At 73.1% G+C, this 17,941-nt stretch carries 20 protein-coding genes and 1 tRNA gene; 10 read left to right on the top strand and 11 right to left on the bottom strand.

The window, feature by feature from the left end; all coding sequences use genetic code 11:
• Window positions 1-5 precede the first annotated feature (5 nt).
• Window positions 6-1,139 (top strand): nitronate monooxygenase, encoded by a 1,134-nt coding sequence (locus IF09_RS0104320; protein ID WP_078613056.1) that lies wholly within the window; start codon window positions 6-8, stop codon window positions 1,137-1,139.
• Between the two features lie 31 nt (window positions 1,140-1,170).
• Complete coding sequence (locus IF09_RS0104315; protein ID WP_030292057.1) at window positions 1,171-2,106, top strand: tyrosine-protein phosphatase; 936 nt, start codon at window positions 1,171-1,173, stop codon at window positions 2,104-2,106.
• Window positions 2,107-2,194: 88 nt separating this feature from the next.
• Here IF09_RS0104315 and IF09_RS0104310 read toward each other — a convergent pair whose 3' ends face one another.
• The 5 genes from IF09_RS0104310 to IF09_RS0104290 form a co-directional block, all read right to left on the bottom strand.
• Window positions 2,195-3,874, bottom strand: a complete 1,680-nt coding sequence (locus IF09_RS0104310; RefSeq protein WP_030292055.1) for a DEAD/DEAH box helicase — start codon at window positions 3,872-3,874, stop codon at window positions 2,195-2,197.
• 101 nt (window positions 3,875-3,975) lie between these two features.
• Window positions 3,976-4,182, bottom strand: coding sequence for a cold-shock protein (locus tag IF09_RS0104305; RefSeq protein ID WP_030292052.1), 207 nt, complete (start codon window positions 4,180-4,182; stop codon window positions 3,976-3,978).
• Window positions 4,183-4,408: 226 nt separating this feature from the next.
• Window positions 4,409-5,566, bottom strand: coding sequence for an acetyl-CoA C-acetyltransferase (locus IF09_RS0104300; RefSeq protein ID WP_030292051.1), 1,158 nt, complete (start codon window positions 5,564-5,566; stop codon window positions 4,409-4,411).
• 19 nt (window positions 5,567-5,585) lie between these two features.
• Window positions 5,586-6,233, bottom strand: a complete 648-nt coding sequence (locus IF09_RS0104295) for a TetR/AcrR family transcriptional regulator (RefSeq protein ID WP_078613043.1) — start codon at window positions 6,231-6,233, stop codon at window positions 5,586-5,588.
• A 176-nt stretch (window positions 6,234-6,409) separates the two neighbouring features.
• A complete protein-coding gene (locus IF09_RS0104290) occupies window positions 6,410-7,207 on the bottom strand; it encodes an SDR family oxidoreductase (RefSeq protein ID WP_030292047.1) in 798 nt (265 codons plus the stop codon).
• Between the two features lie 84 nt (window positions 7,208-7,291).
• Here IF09_RS0104290 and IF09_RS0104285 point away from each other — a divergent pair, with 84 nt between their 5' ends.
• Together IF09_RS0104285 and IF09_RS0104280 are read left to right on the top strand one after the other, a co-directional pair.
• On the top strand, window positions 7,292-8,437 hold the full coding sequence (locus tag IF09_RS0104285) for an acyl-CoA dehydrogenase family protein (protein WP_030292045.1): 1,146 nt from the start codon (window positions 7,292-7,294) through the stop codon (window positions 8,435-8,437).
• Window positions 8,437-9,429, top strand: coding sequence for an acyl-CoA dehydrogenase family protein (locus IF09_RS0104280; protein WP_030292043.1), 993 nt, complete (start codon window positions 8,437-8,439; stop codon window positions 9,427-9,429). The genes IF09_RS0104285 and IF09_RS0104280 overlap by 1 nt, the downstream gene beginning before the upstream one ends.
• A 30-nt stretch (window positions 9,430-9,459) precedes the next feature.
• Here IF09_RS0104280 and IF09_RS0104275 read toward each other — a convergent pair whose 3' ends face one another.
• Window positions 9,460-10,197: a class I SAM-dependent methyltransferase gene (locus tag IF09_RS0104275; RefSeq protein WP_030292041.1), complete on the bottom strand. Its 738-nt coding sequence runs from the start codon at window positions 10,195-10,197 to the stop codon at window positions 9,460-9,462.
• Between the two features lie 182 nt (window positions 10,198-10,379).
• Window positions 10,380-10,700, bottom strand: coding sequence for a hypothetical protein (locus IF09_RS0104270; protein WP_030292040.1), 321 nt, complete (start codon window positions 10,698-10,700; stop codon window positions 10,380-10,382).
• Between the two features lie 68 nt (window positions 10,701-10,768).
• Between IF09_RS0104270 and IF09_RS0104265 the strand changes: the two genes are divergently transcribed.
• Window positions 10,769-10,843, top strand: a tRNA-Ala gene (locus IF09_RS0104265).
• Between the two features lie 3 nt (window positions 10,844-10,846).
• On the opposite strand, the gene IF09_RS0104260 is transcribed toward IF09_RS0104265, so the two are convergent.
• Window positions 10,847-11,770 (bottom strand): alpha/beta hydrolase, encoded by a 924-nt coding sequence (locus IF09_RS0104260; protein WP_051832077.1) that lies wholly within the window; start codon window positions 11,768-11,770, stop codon window positions 10,847-10,849.
• Entirely contained in the window at window positions 11,767-12,492 is a 726-nt protein-coding gene (locus tag IF09_RS0104255) for an SDR family NAD(P)-dependent oxidoreductase (RefSeq protein ID WP_030292038.1), read from the bottom strand. The genes IF09_RS0104260 and IF09_RS0104255 overlap by 4 nt, the downstream gene beginning before the upstream one ends.
• A 98-nt stretch (window positions 12,493-12,590) precedes the next feature.
• Here IF09_RS0104255 and IF09_RS0104250 point away from each other — a divergent pair, with 98 nt between their 5' ends.
• The 3 genes from IF09_RS0104250 (at window position 12,591) to IF09_RS0104240 (ending at window position 14,542) form a co-directional block, all read left to right on the top strand.
• Complete coding sequence (locus tag IF09_RS0104250; RefSeq protein WP_030292037.1) at window positions 12,591-13,193, top strand: PadR family transcriptional regulator; 603 nt, start codon at window positions 12,591-12,593, stop codon at window positions 13,191-13,193.
• 71 nt (window positions 13,194-13,264) lie between these two features.
• Entirely contained in the window at window positions 13,265-13,993 is a 729-nt protein-coding gene (locus IF09_RS0104245; protein WP_030292035.1) for a VWA domain-containing protein, read from the top strand.
• A 36-nt stretch (window positions 13,994-14,029) separates the two neighbouring features.
• Window positions 14,030-14,542 (top strand): pyridoxamine 5'-phosphate oxidase family protein, encoded by a 513-nt coding sequence (locus IF09_RS0104240; protein WP_030292033.1) that lies wholly within the window; start codon window positions 14,030-14,032, stop codon window positions 14,540-14,542.
• Here the strand turns inward: IF09_RS0104240 and IF09_RS0104235 are convergent.
• The gene (locus IF09_RS0104235; RefSeq protein WP_158709905.1) at window positions 14,535-15,818 is read right to left on the bottom strand and encodes a DUF1906 domain-containing protein; all 1,284 of its coding nucleotides are present in this window, start codon (window positions 15,816-15,818) and stop codon (window positions 14,535-14,537) included. The two genes, IF09_RS0104240 and IF09_RS0104235, sit on opposite strands and share 8 nt — an antisense overlap.
• A 226-nt stretch (window positions 15,819-16,044) precedes the next feature.
• Window positions 16,045-16,434, bottom strand: a complete 390-nt coding sequence (locus IF09_RS0104230) for an ATP-binding protein (protein WP_030292029.1) — start codon at window positions 16,432-16,434, stop codon at window positions 16,045-16,047.
• Between the two features lie 149 nt (window positions 16,435-16,583).
• Here IF09_RS0104230 and IF09_RS0104225 point away from each other — a divergent pair, with 149 nt between their 5' ends.
• Window positions 16,584-17,126, top strand: a complete 543-nt coding sequence (locus IF09_RS0104225) for a GntR family transcriptional regulator (protein ID WP_030292027.1) — start codon at window positions 16,584-16,586, stop codon at window positions 17,124-17,126.
• Window positions 17,123-17,905 carry a GntR family transcriptional regulator gene (locus IF09_RS0104220; protein ID WP_030292025.1) on the top strand — a complete coding sequence of 261 codons (783 nt, stop codon included), beginning with the start codon at window positions 17,123-17,125 and terminating at the stop codon, window positions 17,903-17,905. The genes IF09_RS0104225 and IF09_RS0104220 overlap by 4 nt, the downstream gene beginning before the upstream one ends.
• The last annotated feature ends 36 nt before the right edge of the window (window positions 17,906-17,941 follow it).

The raw sequence follows: 17,941 nt of genomic DNA, 5'->3' as shown, positions 1-17,941 counted from the left end.
TGGCGATGTCGATGTCGGTGCAGACGCCGTTCACGAAACTGGTCGGTGTCGAGCACCCGATCGTGCAGACGGGCATGGGCTGGGTGGCCGGGCCCCGGCTGGTCTCGGCCGCCGCCAACGCGGGCGCCCTGGGCATCCTGGCCTCGGCGACGATGACCGTGGACGAGCTGCGTGCGGCGGTCCGCGAGGTCAGGTCCCGTACGGACGCCCCGTTCGGGGTCAACCTCCGCGCCGACGCGGGGGACGCCGCCGAGCGCGTCCGGCTGATCATCGACGAGGGCGTACGGGTCGCCTCGTTCGCGCTCGCGCCGTCGAAGGAGCTGATTGCGCAGCTCAAGGACGCGGGTGTGGTCGTGATCCCGTCGATCGGGGCCCGGCGGCACGCCGAGAAGGTCGCGGCGTGGGGGGCCGACGCGGTGATCGTGCAGGGCGGCGAGGGCGGCGGGCACACCGGGGACGTGGCCACGACGGTACTGCTGCCCCAGGTGGTCGATGCGGTGGACATCCCGGTGGTCGCGGCGGGCGGCTTCCACGACGGCCGCGGGCTGGTCGCCGCGCTGTCGTACGGGGCTGCGGGCATCGCCATGGGCACCCGCTTCCTGCTGACCTCGGACTCCACCGTCCCGGACGCGGTCAAGGCCCGGTACCTCGCGGCAGGCGTCAAGGACGTCACCGTGACGACGGCCGTGGACGGGCTGCCGCACCGGATGCTGCGTACCGAGCTGGTCGCGTCCCTCGAGCGGGCGGGCCGCACCCGGGCGCTGGCCCGGGCGGTCCGGCACGCGGCCGCCTTCCGCAGGCTCTCCGGGCTGTCCTGGCCGCAGATGGTGCGCGACGGCCTCGCGATGAAACACGGCAAGGACCTGTCCTGGAGCCAGGTCCTGCTCGCCGCGAACACCCCCATGCTCCTCAAGGCGTCCATGGTCGAGGGCCGTACGGACCTCGGCGTCATGGCATCAGGCCAGGTCGCGGGGGTGATCGAGGATCTGCCGTCCTGTGCGGAGCTCGTCGCCCGCGTCATGGCCGAGGCACACACCGTGCTGGCACGGCTGGAACGCCTGCACGGCGAACGTGCGCACCCACACCATCCGCACCCTGAACACCCGCACCCGCTCGACGCCCTGCCACCACCAGGGTGATCCCCCTTCTCCTCCTCAGGAGTCGCCACCGATGAGCCGTGCCCGAATCCGCCTGGTGACCGCGGTGCTCGCTTCCGCTCTCGCCCTCGGCACCCTGCCCGCCGCCTCCGCCGCCTCCGCCGCGCCGGCAGCGTCGGGCGCCACCGCCGCCGACCGGTACCACCAGCAGGCGGAAACGATTCGCCAGATCCCCCTCCAGGGCGCGGTCAACGTTCGCGACCTGGGCGGCTACCGCACCTGGACCGGCGGTCAGGTCCGCCAGGGCCTGGTCTACCGCTCCGACGCGCTCAGCAAGCTGACCCAGGCGGACATCACCACCGTCTCCGGTCTCGGCCTCAAGAAGGTCGTCGATTTCCGCATCCCCATGGAGCTCCGGTACGACGGCGCCGACCGGCTGCCCGCCGGGCTCACCGCCACCTCCCGCCCCGTCAGCGACCTCGGCCTGTACGGGACGCTCGTCGGCGCGATCTCCAGCGGCGACCCCGCCGCGCAGGAGCAGATGCTCGGAGGCGGCCGCGCCGAGGCCTACATGCGCGACATCTACCGCACCTTCGTGACCAGCCCCGAGAACCGGGCGCAGTTCGCGGCGACGGTACGGGAGATCGCGGACGGCGGCCAGGGCCCGCTCCTGTACCACTGCACCTCGGGCAAGGACCGGACGAGCTGGATGAGTTACGTCCTGCTGCGCGCCCTGGCCGTCCCCGAGGAGACGGCCGAGCGCGACTACCTCGCGTCGAACACGTTCCGCGCCGCGTACGACGCGCAGGTGCGGTCGGGCCTGAAGCAGTCCGGGCGGATGCAGAACCCGGACCTGCTGATCCCGCTCCAGGAGGTCCGCCAGGACTACCTGGACGCGGCGACCGCACAACTGGCCGCGGACTACGGCAGCTTCTACGGCTACCTCACGGACGGCCTCGGCCTGGACCTGCGGACGCTCGCCAAGCTCCAGACGAAGCTGGTCCGCTAGCGCGGCAGCCCGGACACCGCCCGGACAGCAGTACGCCGGGCGGCGCACCTCGCGCCGCCCGGCGTACGGGACTTCTCGTCAGCGTGTGTCAGGAGCTGGCGCGCCCCGCCGCGGGACGCCCGCCACCCGAGCGGCGACGCGCACCGGCCGGAGCACCGCCGGAGCGGGAACCGCCCTGGCCGCCGCCGCCCTGACCACGCGCGGCGCCCTGGCCGCCCTGGCCGCGGGCGCCGGTCTGGCCGCCACCGCCCTGGCCTGCGCCGGAGCGGGCCCGACGCGGACGGCCCTCGCCGCCGCCGGCCGGCGCAGCGCCGCCCTGCGCGGCGGAGGACCCGCCGGAGCGGCGGCGCGGGCTGGCGGAACGGCCGCTGCCGCCGCCCTGGCCGCCGGAGCGCCGGCCCGCCGGGGCCGGCTGCTGCGGCACCTCGAGGACCACGGGGATGCCCGAGGGCTCCTTGGCGCCGGTGAGCCGGGACAGCTCCTCGTCGGAGGACTTGATCTGCGCGGTGCGCGGGGAGATCCCGGCGTCCGACATCAGGCGGGACATCTCCCGCCTCTGGTCGGGCAGCACCAGGGTGACCACGCTGCCGGACTCGCCGGCGCGGGCGGTACGGCCGCCGCGGTGCAGGTAGTCCTTGTGGTCGGTCGGCGGGTCGATGTTGACGACCAGGTCGAGGTCGTCGATGTGGATGCCGCGCGCGGCCACGTTCGTGGCGATCAGCGCGGTGACCTCGCCGGTCTTGAACCAGTCCAGGGTCCGGTTGCGCTGCGGCTGCGAGCGGCCGCCGTGCAGGCCGGAGGCGCGGACGCCGTCCGCCAGGAGCTTCTTGACCAGGCGGTCGACACCGCGCTTGGTGTCCACGAACATGATCACCCGGCCGTCGCGAGCGGCTATGCGCGTGGTCACGGCCTTCTTGTCGGTCTCGTCCATGACGTACAGGACGTGGTGCTCCATCGTGCTGACCGCGCCGGCGGACGGGTCGACGGAGAAGGCGACCGGGTCGTGCAGGAACATCTTGACGAGCTTGTCGATGTTCTTGTCGAGGGTCGCCGAGAACAGCATGGTCTGGCCCTCGGGCTCGACCTGCTTGAGCAGCGCGGTGACCTGCGGCATGAAGCCCATGTCGGTCATCTGGTCGGCCTCGTCGAGGACGGTGATCGCGACCTGCGAGAGGTCGGCGTCACCGCGGTCGATGAGGTCCTTGAGGCGGCCGGGAGTGGCGACGAGCACCTCGGCGCCGCGGCGCAGCGCGCCCGACTGCCGGTTGATCGACATGCCGCCGACGACGGTCGCGATGCGCAGGTTGACGGCCGTGGCGTACGGGGCCAGGGCGTCGGTCACCTGCTGCGCGAGCTCACGGGTCGGTACGAGGACCAGCGCGAGCGGCTGCTTCGGCTGCGCGCGGCGGCCGGCGGTACGGGCCAGCAGCGCCAGGCCGAAGGCCAGCGTCTTGCCGGAGCCGGTACGGCCGCGGCCGAGCAGGTCACGGCCGGCGAGCGAGTTCGGCAGCGTCGCGGCCTGGATCGGGAACGGCTCGGTGACGCCCTGGGCGGAGAGGGTCTTCAGCAGCGCCTCGGGCATGCCCATGTCCTCGAACGCGGCCACCGGCGGCAGGGCCGGGGTCAGCGGTTCGGGCATGGTGAATTCTTGGGGCCGGGCGACGGGGGCGGACTTCTGCCGTCCCGCGCCAGCCTTCGGACGTCCCTGTGCCGCACCTCGGCCCCGGGTGGGGCGGCGGCTGGGTCGTGCGGAGCTGGAGCTGGTCATGCGAGAAAGCCCTCCTGAAACCGGCAGGTAAAACAAACGTCGAAACAGCAGACAAGCCGGGGCCCGCACCTCACGGTGCGGACCCCGGCATGCTGAAGTACTTAGTTGGCGGGGAGGATGTTCTCCGCCTGGGGGCCCTTCTGGCCCTGGGTCACGTCGAACGAGACGCGCTGACCCTCGGTGAGCTCACGGAAGCCCTGGGTGGCGATGTTCGAGTAGTGGGCGAACACGTCCGGACCGCCACCGTCCTGCTCGATGAAGCCGAAGCCCTTTTCCGAGTTGAACCACTTCACGGTGCCAAGTGCCATTTTAAATCTCCTGAATAGGCGGCAAAGGGCCCCATCCGGAGAGTCCGGCAAAACAATAAAAGCGCCTGAGGAACATTCCCGTCAGGCGCACATAAAGTTCATGGGTACCACAACTGCAACGCTGCTAAAGCTAGCACACCTCGGCGCGGGCGTCCCAGCCCCTTCTGCGGACGACCTGCGCGGGGACCGGGGCGGGAGCCCCCGGCCCCGGCGCCGGGGCCGTGCGCTACAGCCGCTCGATGATGGTGACGTTGGCCTGGCCGCCGCCCTCGCACATGGTCTGCAGCCCGTAGCGGCCCCCCGTCCGCTCCAGCTCGTGGAGCAGCGTGGTCATCAGCTTCACTCCCGTGGCGCCCAGCGGATGGCCCAATGCGATGGCCCCGCCGTTGACGTTCACCCGTTCGGGGTCGGCGCCGGTCTCCTTCAGCCAGGCCAGGACGACCGGGGCGAACGCCTCGTTGATCTCCACGAGGTCGATGTCGTCCAGCGACATGCCGGTCTTCTTCAGCGCGTGCGCCGTCGCCGGGATCGGCGCCGACAGCATCCGGATGGGGTCCTCGCCGCGTACGGACAGGTGGTGGATGCGGGCCCGCGGCCGCAGGCCGTGTTCGGCGACGGCCCGCTCGGAGGCGATCAGCATCGCCGCCGCGCCGTCCGAGACCTGCGAGGAGACGGCCGCCGTGATCGTGCCGCCCTCGACCACCGGCCGCAGGGCCGCCATCTTCTCCGGGGTGGTGTCCCGGCGGGGGCCCTCGTCGGCCCGGACGTCCCCGTACGCGACGGTCTCGCGCTCGAAGCGGCCCTCGTCGATCGCGCGCAGGGCCCGCTGGTGGGACCGCAGTGCGAATTCCTCCATGGCGCGGCGCGTGATGCCCCACTTCTGCGCGATCAGCTCGGCGCCGTGGAACTGGTTCACCGGCGCGTCCCCGTACCGGGCCCGCCAGCCCTCGCTGCCCGCGTACGGGCCCTCCGTGAGGCCGAGCGGTTCCGCCGCCTGCCGGGACGCGAAGGCGATGGGGATCATCGACATGTTCTGGGTCCCGCCGGCCACGACCAGGTCCTGGGTCCCGGAGAGCACGCCCTGCGCCGCGAAGTGGACGGCCTGCTGCGAGGAGCCGCACTGGCGGTCCACCGTGACGCCCGGCACCTCCTCCGGCAGCCCCGCCGCCAGCCATGCGGTGCGGGCGATGTCCCCGGCCTGCGGGCCCACCGTGTCCAGGCAGCCGAAGACCACGTCCTCGACGGCGGCCGGGTCCACCCCGGACCGCTCGACCAGCGCCTTCAGGACGTGCGCGCCCAGGTCGGCCGGGTGGACCGCGGACAGGCCCCCTTTGCGCCGCCCCACGGGGGTGCGCACCGCTTCGACTATGTAGGCCTCGGGCATCGGGACTCCTCGGGTCGGGTTACGTACGCACGGCGATCCCGTCCAGCACCATCGAGAGGTACTGGCGGGCGATCTCCTCGGGGCTGTGCTGTCCTCCCGGCCGGTACCAGGACGCCGCCACCCACACCGTGTCGCGCACGAAGCGGTAGGTGAGGCGGATGTCGAGGTCGGCCCGGAAGACCTGGGCGGCGACCCCGCGCTCCAGCGTCCCCAGCCAGGCCTTCTCGAACTTCTGCTGCGAGTCGGACAGGTAGTGGAAGCGGGGCTGCACGGAGAGGGCGCGGGACTCCTTCTGGTAGATCGCGACGGCGGCGCGGTGCCGGTCGATCTCCCGGAAGGACTCGGTGACGAGGGCCTCGATGGTCTCCCTGGGGCCGAGGCCGGCGGCGAGGACGGTGTCGTAGCCCTGCCAGAGCTCGTTCAGGAAGGCCGAGAGGATCTCGTCGAGCATCGATTCCTTGGAATCGAAGTGGTAGTAGAGGCTGCCGGCGAGCATGCCGGCGGCGTCGGCGATCTTGCGGACGGTGGTGGCGTTGTAGCCCTGCGCAGCGAAGACCTCGGCGGCGGTGTCGAGGAGCTCGCGGCGGCGCTCGGGCGTGGCCGTCACCTGGGGCTTCTTCTTGGGTGTCGGCCGGGTCGGCTGGTTCGTCGGTCGGTTCGTTGGCACGGGCCCATTCTGGGCCAGGGGGCGCCTTGCCGATCAGGCCAGATCAGCGAGCGGCGGCTGGCGCGTGCGATCGCAAGGCGGAGGAGAGAGTCGACGCGGAGCGTCGTCGACCGATGAGAACGCGGCGAGCGTGCGTGCCATGCGCCGCGAGCCTGGCCCGATCGGCAGGGCATCCCCTAGGCGCGCTGGCTGCTGACCGAGACGGTCTCGCCGGTCATGTACGACGAGTAGCCGCTGGCCAGGAACACGATGACGTTGGCGACCTCCCACGGCTCGGCGTAGCGGCCGAAGGCCTCGCGGGCCGTCAGCTCGCGCAGCAGTTCCTCGCTGGTGACCTTCGCCAGGTGCGGGTGCATGGCCAGGCTCGGGGCGACCGCGTTGATCCGTACGCCGAACTCGGCCGCTTCCAGTGCCGCGCAGCGGGTCAGTGCCATCACGCCGGCTTTGGCGGCGGCGTAGTGGGCCTGGCCGGTCTGGGCGCGCCAGCCGACGACGGAGGCATTGTTGACGACGACCCCGCCCCGCCGGGAGGCCTTCAGCGACTGCAGGGCGGCGCGGGTGCAGCGGAAGGTGCCGTTCAGGGTGACGTCGAGGACCTTCCCCCACTGTTCGTCGGTCATGTCGACGAGGGGGGCGGTGCCGCCGAGGCCGGCGTTGTTGACGACGACGTCGAGGCGGCCGTGGGTCTGCTCGGCGAGCGCGAACAGGGCCCGGACCTGGTCCTCGTCGGTGACGTCGCAGGGCAGGGAGGTGACGCGGTCGGCGCCGAACTCGGCGGCGAGGGCGTCCTCGGTTTCCTTCAGGCGGCGGGCGTGCGCGTCGCCGATGACGATGCGGGCGCCCTCCTCCAGGAAGCGGCGGGCGGTGGCCCCGCCGATCCCGGCGCCGGCGGCGGCGGTGACGACGGCGGTGCGGCCCTGGAGCAGCCCGTGACCCGGCACGTAGCCGGGGGTGGTGGGGGTGTTCAGGCTCATGGCCGTACGTTAACCTACCAAACACTTGTTAGGGAACACTCGGGGAACGCGTACCCAGGCCCCTGCGACGGAGGCGAACAGCTGATGGACCTGACCCACGCACCGGAGGTGGAGGCCTTCCGGGCCGAGGCGCGCGCCTGGCTCGCCGGCCACGTCCCGCGCTCCCCCCTGCCCTCCCTGGAGACGGCGGAGGGCTTCGCGGCGCACCGGGAGTGGGAGGCGCAGCTGCACGCGGACCGCTGGTCGGCGGTGTCCTGGCCCGAGGAGTACGGCGGCCGCGGCGTGGACATCGAGCGGTGGCTGGTCTTCGAGGAGGAGTACTGGGCGGCGGGCGCGCCCGGCCGGGTCTCCCAGAACGGCATCAGCCTCCTCGCACCGACCCTCTTCGACCACGGGACGCCCGAGCAGCGGGCGCGGGTGCTGCCGCCGATGGCGGCCGGCGAGGTGATCTGGGCACAGGCCTGGTCGGAGCCGGAGGCGGGCTCCGACCTGGCCTCGCTGAGGTCGCGGGCCGTGCGCACCGGAGGCGGCTGGCTGCTGTCCGGGCACAAGACCTGGTCCTCGCGGGCGGCGTTCGCGGACCGGGCGTTCGGCGTCTTCCGTACGGACCCGGGGGCCGCGAAACCGCACCAGGGGCTGACGTACTTGATGTTCGACCTGCGCGCGCCGGGGGTGACGGTACGGCCCATCGGCCGGCTGGACGGGAAGCCCGCCTTCGCGGAGCTCTTCCTCGACGAGGTCTTCGTACCGGACACGGACGTGATCGGGGAGCCGGGGCAGGGCTGGCGGATCGCGATGTCGACGACGGGCAACGAGCGCGGGCTGACGCTGCGTTCGCCGGGGCGCTTCCTCGCGGCGGCGGACCGGCTGGCCGGGCTGTGGCGGGCGGCCGGGGATCCGGCGGACACCGCGCTGCGGGACCGGGTGGCGGACGCGGCGGTCGGGGCGCGCGCGTACGAGCTGTTCACCTGGACCGCGGCCTCGCGGTTCGCGGCGGGCGAGCGGATCGGCGCCGAGTCCAGCCTGAACAAGGTGTTCTGGTCGGAGTACGACATCGCCCTGCACGAGACGGCGCTGGACCTGCTGGGCGCGGACGCGGAACTGGCGGAGGGCGCGTGGGCGGAGCCCTGGGTCTTCTCGCTGGCCGGGCCGATCTACGCGGGCACGAACGAGATCCAGCGCGACATCATCGCCGAGCGCCTGCTCGGCCTCCCGAAGGGCCGCCGCTGATGCGCTTCCTGCCGACCGCGGAACAGTCGGACTTCGCCCGTACGCTGCAGGGCCTGCTCGGCGCCTCGGACGTGCCGGCGGCCGTACGGGCCTGGGGCTCCGGGGACCACGGGCCGGGGCGGGCGGTGTGGGCCCGGCTCGCCGGGACGGGCCTGTTCGCGCTGGCGGCGGACGAGGCGCATGACGGGGCGGGGCTGCTGCCGGTGGAGCTGGCCCTCGGCTTCGTGGAGCTGGGCCGGGCGGGGATGCCGGGCCCGGTGGTGGAGACGGCTGCGGCGGCCGTGCTCCTGTCGGCGCTCGGGGCGGCCGGGGAGGAGGGGCCGGCGAAGCGCTTCCTGCCGGGGCTGGTGGCGGGCGAGGCCCTGGCCACGCTGACGCTGCCGGGCGGGGGTCCGTACGTACTGGACGCGGATGCGGCGACGTACTGCTTCACGGTGTCGGCGGCGGGCGAGCTCCGGCTGGCGGGCGGGGCCGGGGACCTGCTGGGGTCCACGGACCCGGCGCGCCGGCTGTCCCGGCCGGCGGCGGAGGGGGAGCTGCTGGCCGCCGGGCCCCGGGTCTCGGCGGCGGCGGCGACGGCCCTGGGCTGGGCGCGGCTGCTGACGGCGGCGCAGTGCCTGGGGGTGGGCGAGGCCCTGCTGGCGAGCACGGTGCAGTACGTGAAGCAGCGCACGCAGTTCGGCACGCCGATCGGCGCCTTCCAGGCGGTGAAGCACCGGCTGGCGGACACGCTGCTGGCCCTGGAGTTCGCGCGGCCACTGGTGTGGGCGGCGGCACTGGGCCTGGCGCCGTGGGAGGTCGCGGCGGCGAAGCTGACCGCGGGCGAGGCGGCGTATGCGGCGGCCATGACGGCGCTGCAGCTCCACGGGGCCGTCGGCTACACGGAGGAGCTCGACCTCTCCCTGTGGCTGCGCAAGGCGCGGCCGCTGCGCGACGCGTGGGGCTCGCCGTCGGTGTGCCGGACGGCGGTGCTCCAGGAACGCGACGGGTGACGGAAGCGGTGCTCACGAGGACGACCGGTCTCACACGAGGGCCACGCCGAGGCTGACGACGTAGCGCTCCTCGACCGTCCCGTCGGGGAACAGCGGGTTCAGCCGGACCCGCTCGGCCTCGAGGAACTCCCGGGTGCCGTCGGGCCCGAGCATCAGGAACGCGGAGTGGCTGGCGTGGTTGGCGAGGTGGACGTCGAGCGGGATCCGGCGCGACCAGCGCACTTCGCGGGAGGTGAATGCCGGCTCGGCCGGCAGACCCCGCAAGGTGACCCCGCCGGCGTCGAACAGGGCCCGGATCCGTTCGTCCTGCTCGGCGATCCAGGGGACGGCGGTGTCCAGGTCGTTCCACCAGAGCGCGAGCGCGCCGCCGGGGCGCAGCACGCGGCGGGCCTCGGGGACGGAGCGGGCGGGGTCGGTCCAGTGCCAGGCCTGGGCGTACGTGAGGAAGTCGAACCCGGCGCTGGCGAGCGGCAGCCGGTCGCCGTCCCCGCGCACGAGCGGGATCCCGGGGTTCGCGCGCCGGAACTCGGCGGCCATGCCGTCGCCCGGCTCGACGGCGACGACGTCCGCACCGCGGGCGTGCAGCAGCCGGGTGGCGATCCCGGTCCCGGCCCCCACGTCGGCCACCCTGGCCCCCCGCAGTCCCCGCCCGGCCAGCGCCTCGAGGACGTCGAACAGCTCCCCGGGATACCCGGGCCGGTTCGCCGAGTACAGCGCGGCGGCGGTGTCGAAGGACCGGGCACGGGCGCGGGGCTGCGGGGACGTCATACGGCCATTGTTTTCGATCTCCGACCGCTGGGCCAGGCCTTTCCCCCGGCCCGGCGGAGCCTTCGGCCGACGCCTCGGCGGAACTCGCGGACGACCTCGATCCGGCCCGCGATGTGCGCGTTGAACTCGTCATGGGGTCGACGGCAGACGCCGCGGAGCCGCCCTGGCCGGCAGGTTTCGGTTCAGGCGACGCGACGGCGGCGGAGGGAGCAGCGGATCAGGACCAGCGTCTGGACGGCCAGGAGGATCGCGGCCCCGGTGCCGGCCGTGGGGACGGCGTCCGGCGAGGCCCAGGCCCGGCTGCCCAGCTCGGCGATGCCGACCGCGGCCAGCGCGACCAGGAAGCGGGGCACGAACTCGGCCTCGGTGCCGTGCAGTACGCCCGAACCGACGACGAACACGGCCAGCAGCACCGGGATCCAGGGGGTGCCCGGCTCGCGCAGCAACAGCGCGGCGCCGAACTCCACGGCCAGGACGATCACGTTGCGGAGCAACATCGACATGAGCACATCATGCCGTGGAATATCCGCGTGCGCCCGCGCCGGGTCCTGGCCTAAGATCCACCGCAAGGGCGGGGTCGTAGCACAGAGGTAGTGCGCCTACACAGCATGGAGGAGGACGCCGGTTCGAATCCGGCCGCCCCGCCCCCTTACTCGCAGGCTCGCAGCCAGGACGCCGCGGCCGTCAGGGCCGTCCGGCCGGCCGGCAGCGGCAGGCCCAGGAACCCGTGGAAGACCCCCGGGTACACGTGGACCGTGCAGTCCACCCCCGCTGCACCCAGCCGGCGCGCGTACGCCAGGCCCTCGTCCCGCAGCAGGTCGCAGTCGGCCAGCACCAGCAGCGTGCGCGGGAGTCCCGACAGCTCGCGGGCCCGCAGCGGCGAGACGTGCGGATGCGCGGGGTCGCCGCCGTACTGCTCCCAGTACCAGGCCATGTGGGCCGCGGTGTGGAAGTGCCCTTCCGCGTACGGCGACACCGACGCCGACTCCATCGCCGCGTCCAGCGGCGGATAGACCAGCAGCTGGCCCGCCACCAGCCCGGGCGCCCGCAGCGCCGTCACCGCCGCCAGGTTGCCCCCGCTGGAGTCCCCCGCCACCACCACCCGGCCCGGATCGCAGCCGAGCGCGAGAGCGTGCGCCCGCGCCCACCGCAGTACCGTCAGCGCGTCGTCCGGGGCCGCCGGCCAGGGGTGTTCCGGGGCGAGGCGGTAGTCGGCCGAGACCACCACCGCACCCGAACCCGCGCCCAGCGACCGGCACACCGCGTCGTGCGTGTCGAGCCCGCACATCACCCAGCCGCCGCCGTGGAACCAGACCACCAGAGGGCGGCCCGTCGAGCCCGGCGCGGGGTCGTAGATGCGGACCGGGACACCCGAGGCGTCGGCGTCCCGCACCGAGGCCACCTCCGGGCCCGCCGGCCGGCCGCCCGCGGCCGCCGCCCGCAGGGCCGCCACGTCCCCCGGCCCCGGGAACGCCGTCTCCATCGCCTCGCACAGCGCCCGTGCCTCGGGGGAAAGGGAGTCGCCCGCCGCACCGGCACCCCTCGCCCCGGCACTCGTCCCGCCGTCGATCATCGCGCCGTCATCCCCCCGTCCACCGCGAACTCCGTGCCCGTCACGTACGAGGACGCGTCCGAGCAGAGGAACAGCACCAGCTCCCCCACCTCCTCCGGCCGCCCCATCCGCCCCAGCGGCACGTGCGACCAGTCCTGCCCGGAGACCTCGGAGATCATCGGCGTGTCGATCGCCCCCGGATGCACCGAGTTGACCCGGATCCGGTCCCCCGCCAGGTCCAGCGCCGCCGAGCGGGTCAGCCCGCGCAGCCCGAACTTGCTGGACCCGTACGCCGCGTGGCCCGGGATCCCGACCAGCCCGGCCGTGGAGGAGATGTTCACGATCGAGCCGCCCCCGGCCGCCCGCAGCACCGGCGCCACCGCCTGGATCCCCAGGAACGGCCCCAGCAGGTTCACCCGCAGCAGCGCCTCGAACTCCTCGGGCCGCTGCCGCTCCACGTGGGCCGTGCGCCACACCGCCGCGTTGTTGACCAGCGCCGAGACCGTGCCGAAGGCGCGTACGGCCTCCCGTACGACCTCCGCCCAGCTGTCCGCCTCGGCCACGTCGTGCCGTACGTACAGCCCCTGGTCCCCGAGCGAGGCCGCGACCGCCCGGCCCTCCTCCTCCCGTACGTCCGTGACGACCACCCGCGCGCCGGCACCCGCGCACAGCCGGGCCTCCGCCGCGCCCTGCCCGCGTCCGGCGCCCGTGATGACGACGACCTTCCCGTCCAGCGAGATCACCCGTCGGCCCCCCTCCCTACTTCTAATAGGAATACTTCTAGCAGGCATGTCCTAAGGGAGGAAGGGGTGCCGCGGAGGCCGGTCGTAGACTGCGGTGCGTGGCAGACGAGACGAACAAGCACCCGCTTCCGGCGACCAGTTGGGCGGTACTCGGGCTGCTCTCCTTCGGGGAGGAGCTCTCCGGCTACGACCTGAAGAAGTGGTCGGACCGGTCGCTGCGCTTCTTCTACTGGAGCCCCTCCTTCAGCCAGATCTACAGCGAGCTCAAGCGCCTGGAGAAGGCGGGCTACGCCTCCTCCCGACTCGTCGCCCAGGAGACCGGCACCCGCGACAAGCGGGTGTACCGGATCACCGTCGAGGGCACGGCGGCCGTACGGGCCTGGGCCCGCGAGGCCCCGGTCGACCCGCCCGTCCTCAAGCACGGGCCGATGCTGAGGCTGTGGCTGGGCCACCTTCTGGAGCCCGCGCGGATGCGTGAAGTCCTGCTCCGTCACCAGGAGTTCGCGGAGCAGATGCGGCTGCGGGCGGTGGCCGACGGGGAGAGCGCGCAGGAGGAGCCCGCCTGGGCCTACCCGGCGCTCGCCCTCAAGTGGGCCGAGCGGTACCACGCCTCGGAGCGGGACCTCGCGGCCGCCGTGCTCGACGACATCGCGGCGCTGGAGGCCGGCGACGCCCGCGCCGAGGCGGACGGGCGCGCGTAGCCGCGGGTGCGCCGTGCCCCGCTGCCGCACGCCGGGGCTGCGCCGCCGCGGGCTGACGTACCCTCGGCCCCATGACGGGCAGCGCGATCGACCTCCGCAAGATGGAAGCGACCGCTCCGGCGCTCGTGAGCCTCTACAAGAGCGCGGGCGTCTCGCTGCGCAAGCACGGCCTGGAGGGCAGACGCGCCTCGGTGTACCTGGTCCTGGACTACTCGGGGTCGATGCGCCCGTACTACCAGGACGGGACCGTGCAGGCGCTCGCCGACCGGGTGCTGGGCCTGTCCGCGCACCTGGACGACGACGGCCGCGTGCCGGTGGTGTTCTTCTCCACGGAGGTCGACGCGGTGGAGGAGATCCCGCTCGCCGGGCACCAGGGCCGGATCGCGCAGATCGCCTCCCGCCTCGGCCACATGGGCAGGACGGCGTACCACGCGGCGATGGACGCGGTGATCGACCACTATCTGGATTCGGGGTCGGCGAAACCCGCTCTGGTCGTCTTCCAGACGGACGGCGGCCCGATCAACAAGCCGGCGGCGGAGAGGTACCTGTGCAAGGCGGCACGGCTCCCGCTGTTCTGGCAGTTCGTCGGCTTCGGCGAGACGCGCAGTACGCAGTTCGACTTCCTGCGCCGGCTGGACGAACTGCCCGTGCCGGCCCGGCGGGTGGTGGACAACGCGGGCTATTTCCACGCGGGGCCGGACCCGCGCGAGGTACCGGATTCCGTCCTGTTCGACCGGCTGGTCATGGAGTTCCCGTCCTGGCTGGCGTCGGCCCGCGCGGCGGGCATCGTGCGCGCCTGAGCGACGGCTGTCGGTGCCAGGCGCTTTGATGGACGTATGACGACGACGAACAACTGGGCAGCATTCGAGAAGCAGGAACCGGACTTCGCGGCGGCCGTCCAGGCCCGCTTCGCGCAGTACCCGCACCACGTCCTCGGCACGCTGCGCAAGGACGGCTCCCCCCGGCTGACCGGGCTGAATGTCGACATCCGCGGCGGCGAGCTGTGGCTCGGCATGATGCCGGGCTCGATGAAGGCCAGGGACCTGCAGCGCGACCCGCGCTTCGCGCTGCACACCAACCCCGGCGAGGGCGAGACGATGCCGGACGGGGACGTACGGATCTCGGGGCGGGCGATCGAGCTCGTGGACCCGCCGGAGCTGCACCGGTACGCGGAGGAGACGGACACCCCGCACCCGTTCCACCTCTTCCACGCGGACCTGACGGAGGTGGTGCACATCGGCGTCGAGGGGGACGACCTGGTGGTGCGCTCGTGGACCCCGGGCCAGCCTCTGCGCACCATCCGCCGCGGCAACGACGACGAGCCCCCGCGCGAGGAGCCGGCTAGCTGAGCAGCAGCGGCCTGGCCTGTACGGGATCGGCGAGCCCGCCGGGGTCGATGTCGATCCAGCTGCGGTCGATGTTGATCGTCACCCCGTCGTACGTGTCGTTGTGGTCGCCGCGGTACTGGTGGGCGCGTCGGCGGCCGGCCCACTGGTGCGTGCCGGCGGGCAGGCCGACATCGGCGTCGGAGACCGTGGCCTTGGCGTTCCAGGAGGCGATCCACAGCACGTCGGGCATGGCCCACGGGGCCTGGTCGTGGTGGTCGCTGAGCGCCTTGCCCCCGGAGCTCGCCGCCACGTAGGCGCCGGCGCGGTAGCCGAGCTCGTGCAGCCGGACCGTCCAGGCGGTGAGGTAGGCGACGACCGGCGGGTCCCAGGTGGTGCGGTCCGTGTAGTGCTCGAGGTCGTTGTAGAGCACCGTGCCCTCGGCCAGGCCCAGGGCCCGGGCCGCCTGGACGGCGCCCTCGGCGGCGCCGATTCCCTCCTGGTTCGCCTCGGAGGGGTCGGTGGACAGGCCGGTGCCGGAGCCGTGCCAAGGCTGCGGGCCGACCCAGAGCGGCATCAGGTGCCAGCCCGCCTCGGCCTGCTTGCGGACCCAGCCGGCGGTGAGCTGCGGCTGGGCGCAGGCCCGGGCCCGGCCGCCGATGTAGATGCCGACGGCGCCGAAGGGGGATGCGGACCGCCAGCCGTCCATGGCGCGCTGGGTCGGGGCGGTGCAGGCGTCGAAGCCGGCCCCGGTGAAGGGCGCCTGGGCGGTGACGGCCTTCGGGCCGGCGACGGCCGACGCCGGTTCGGCCGCGGTGCCGTGGGCCCCGGGGGCGGCGCCGTCCCCGGTACGGGCCCGCGCGAGCAGCTCCCGTACGGCGTCGGGCGCTTCCCCGTACGAGAGGGTGGCCATCACCCCGGACCGCCGCAGGGCGTACCTGACCTCGTGGCTGTCCCCCGCCGCCTCGGGGATCCCGCCGGAGCCCTCGACCCGCAGGGTCGGGATGTCGGCCCGCGCCGGGGCCCCGTCGAGCGGCTCCAGGTGCAGGGTGTCGGCCCGGCTCCGAACGGCCCGCCCGCTGCATTCGGCCTGGCTGCCGGCGTGCCCGAGGTACAGGGTCGGCAGATCCAGCCGCAGACAGGCGTCGGGATTCCGCTCGAGGTCGACGACCCGCCAGTCCCCGGGGACCCTGAGCCGCAGCCCGCGGTACTCGACGGTCCGCCCCTCGCCCCCGGCAGGCGAAGCGGGCAGCACCAAAGCGGCACCAAGCAGCGAGCACAACATCATTTTGGACGGCATGCGCCCCACAGTTACCAGACCGCACCCCGCCCAACCGCGCGCAGGCGCACGGCAGATGGCCCATCCGGCCGATGCCCCGCACAGCCCGGCGCCCCCCAACCCCCGCTGCACATCACCCACACGAGCGACCCACCCCCGCCCCGTCACGCCCGAAGCCTGACCGCAAACGCCACGGCGCCCGTCATCCCTGGTCGGGGACATGACGGGCGCCGTGCGAGGCGGCCACTCAGCCGGCAGCCACCTTGAAGCGCACCCAGACCGTCTTGCCCACGCCTTCGTCCTGGACTCCGAACTCATCGGACAGTTCCTTCACCATCCACAGACCTCGACCGCAGAACTCCTCGGGGGCCGCGCGCCGCACCTCCGGCACACCCGGCCCGCTGTCCCGGACCTCGATGCTCACCACTCCCGGCCCGCGGACGAGCCGAACCGAGAACTCCCGCCCCAACGGCACCCCGTGAAGCACGGCATTGGCTGCGAGCTCCGAAGCGCACAGGCGTATGTCGTCACGGCGCTCGCCGATCCCCCACTCTCCGAGCGTGTCGCCGACGAACTGCCGGGCGGCACGCGCTGACGTGCGGGCGCGAGGAAATCGCTGTTGCCGAGAAGAGGACACGACGGTCCACCGCCTTGACGCTGAGCTTCCAAAGCCGCACAGACCGTATCGCTATTCGAAAAAAGCAGCAAGGTTTTGGGGCTAGGGGGACAGCCCCCTCGTCACATACCGTGGGACGCGCACGCGGATCGGACGTACGGGAGGACAGCATGGGCAGCGGCGAGTGGACCAGTACCTCGATGCCGTACCTGGCGCCCCGCACGGCCGGGGAATCCGACGCGTGGACGAGTGAGGCCCAGGCCCACGGCCACACGGGCGGACAGCGCATTCTGCAGGCCGGCGAGGAGGCCGCCTCGGCCGAAGTCGCGCAGATGCTAGGGACAACGGCCGGCGAGACGGTGGTCGCCCGTCGCCGCCTCATCGAACTCGACGGGGTCCCGTGTGAGTTGACGGACACCTACTATCCCGCCTCGATCGCGTCCGACACCCGCCTCGCTGCAACCGGCAGGATCCGCGGCGGCGCGGTCACCCTCCTCGCCGAGCTCGGTTACGTCGGTGTCAGGGCGCTCGAGAAGGTCACGGCACGCATGCCGTCGACGGACGAACGTGATCAGCTGCGCATGGGGCCGGGCGAACCGGTACTCCGGATCGCCCGCGTCACGCTGGACTCCGACGACCGGCCGATCCAGGCGGACGTGATGGTGATGCCCGCCGACCGGCAGCAGTTGCGCTACGAATTCAAGATCGGATGACCGTGCCGACCACTGATGACGACACGTTCGACCGCCGGTCGCTCCACGCCCGTATCGCCGCCGATCTACGGGACGAGATCATGAGCGGCGACCTTGCACCGGGCGCGAAGCTGCCCTCCACCACCCACCTGAAGGACAGGTTCGACGCGTCCAGCGCCACCGTGCAGAAGGCATTGCAGCTACTGAAGGACGAGCGGCTCGTCGTCGGGCGCGCCGGTGCCGCTGTGACCGTACGGGAGAACCGGCAACGGACGATCAGCCCGGCGGGCTCCCTCACGACGGCTGCCGCCGGTGCGGCGTACCCCTGGCTGGCCGAAGCCGCCAAGCACGGCACGACCTCGCGCAGCACCCTGCTGGAGGTGGGTGAGGTAACTCCGCCCGCCGATGTGGCCGCGGCGCTCGGCCTCCAGGCGGAGGAGCCCGCGCTGCTGCGTCGGCAGCTTCTCCGCATCGACGACGAACCCGCCGAACTCGTCAGCTCCTACTACCCGCTGCACATCGCCCGCGGTACCGCGCTGTCCGAGGCCCGGAAGATCAAGGGCGGCACCCCGACGCTGCTCACCGAACTCGGCCATCCGCCGAGGACGAGCATCGACCGGGTCTCCGCCCGCGTCCCGACGCAGGACCAGTGCCACGGGCTGCGCCTGCCCACCGACCTGCCGGTTCTGCGCACGCTCCGTACCGTGTTCAGCGACGGAGATCGCCCGGTCGAGGCCACCGTCATGGTGAAGGCCGGGCACCTCTACGAGCTTCGGTACGCGTTCACGCCCGAAGCCTGACCGCGAACGCCACAGCGCCCGTCATCCCTGGTCGGG

Source organism: Streptomyces katrae (assembly GCF_000717655.1).
Lineage (GTDB): Bacteria > Actinomycetota > Actinomycetes > Streptomycetales > Streptomycetaceae > Streptomyces > Streptomyces katrae_B.
The sequence above is the reverse complement of the archived record's forward strand: the minus strand, read 5'-3'. Positions and strand labels throughout refer to the sequence as shown.

What these genes read in the sequence shown, in the direction of transcription:
- IF09_RS0104320 (WP_078613056.1), top strand. Translation starts at nt 6, where the DNA reads ATGTCGATGTCGGTGCAGACGCCGTTCACGAAACTGGTCGGTGTCGAG.
- IF09_RS0104315 (WP_030292057.1), top strand. Translation starts at nt 1,171, where the DNA reads ATGAGCCGTGCCCGAATCCGCCTGGTGACCGCGGTGCTCGCTTCCGCT.
- IF09_RS0104310 (WP_030292055.1), bottom strand. Translation starts at nt 3,874, where the DNA reads ATGACCAGCTCCAGCTCCGCACGACCCAGCCGCCGCCCCACCCGGGGC.
- IF09_RS0104305 (WP_030292052.1), bottom strand. Translation starts at nt 4,182, where the DNA reads ATGGCACTTGGCACCGTGAAGTGGTTCAACTCGGAAAAGGGCTTCGGC.
- IF09_RS0104300 (WP_030292051.1), bottom strand. Translation starts at nt 5,566, where the DNA reads ATGCCCGAGGCCTACATAGTCGAAGCGGTGCGCACCCCCGTGGGGCGG.
- IF09_RS0104290 (WP_030292047.1), bottom strand. Translation starts at nt 7,207, where the DNA reads ATGAGCCTGAACACCCCCACCACCCCCGGCTACGTGCCGGGTCACGGG.
- IF09_RS0104285 (WP_030292045.1), top strand. Translation starts at nt 7,292, where the DNA reads ATGGACCTGACCCACGCACCGGAGGTGGAGGCCTTCCGGGCCGAGGCG.
- IF09_RS0104280 (WP_030292043.1), top strand. Translation starts at nt 8,437, where the DNA reads ATGCGCTTCCTGCCGACCGCGGAACAGTCGGACTTCGCCCGTACGCTG.
- IF09_RS0104275 (WP_030292041.1), bottom strand. Translation starts at nt 10,197, where the DNA reads ATGACGTCCCCGCAGCCCCGCGCCCGTGCCCGGTCCTTCGACACCGCC.
- IF09_RS0104270 (WP_030292040.1), bottom strand. Translation starts at nt 10,700, where the DNA reads ATGTCGATGTTGCTCCGCAACGTGATCGTCCTGGCCGTGGAGTTCGGC.
- IF09_RS0104260 (WP_051832077.1), bottom strand. Translation starts at nt 11,770, where the DNA reads ATGATCGACGGCGGGACGAGTGCCGGGGCGAGGGGTGCCGGTGCGGCG.
- IF09_RS0104245 (WP_030292035.1), top strand. Translation starts at nt 13,265, where the DNA reads ATGACGGGCAGCGCGATCGACCTCCGCAAGATGGAAGCGACCGCTCCG.
- IF09_RS0104240 (WP_030292033.1), top strand. Translation starts at nt 14,030, where the DNA reads ATGACGACGACGAACAACTGGGCAGCATTCGAGAAGCAGGAACCGGAC.
- IF09_RS0104235 (WP_158709905.1), bottom strand. Translation starts at nt 15,818, where the DNA reads ATGCCGTCCAAAATGATGTTGTGCTCGCTGCTTGGTGCCGCTTTGGTG.
- IF09_RS0104225 (WP_030292027.1), top strand. Translation starts at nt 16,584, where the DNA reads ATGGGCAGCGGCGAGTGGACCAGTACCTCGATGCCGTACCTGGCGCCC.
- IF09_RS0104220 (WP_030292025.1), top strand. Translation starts at nt 17,123, where the DNA reads ATGACCGTGCCGACCACTGATGACGACACGTTCGACCGCCGGTCGCTC.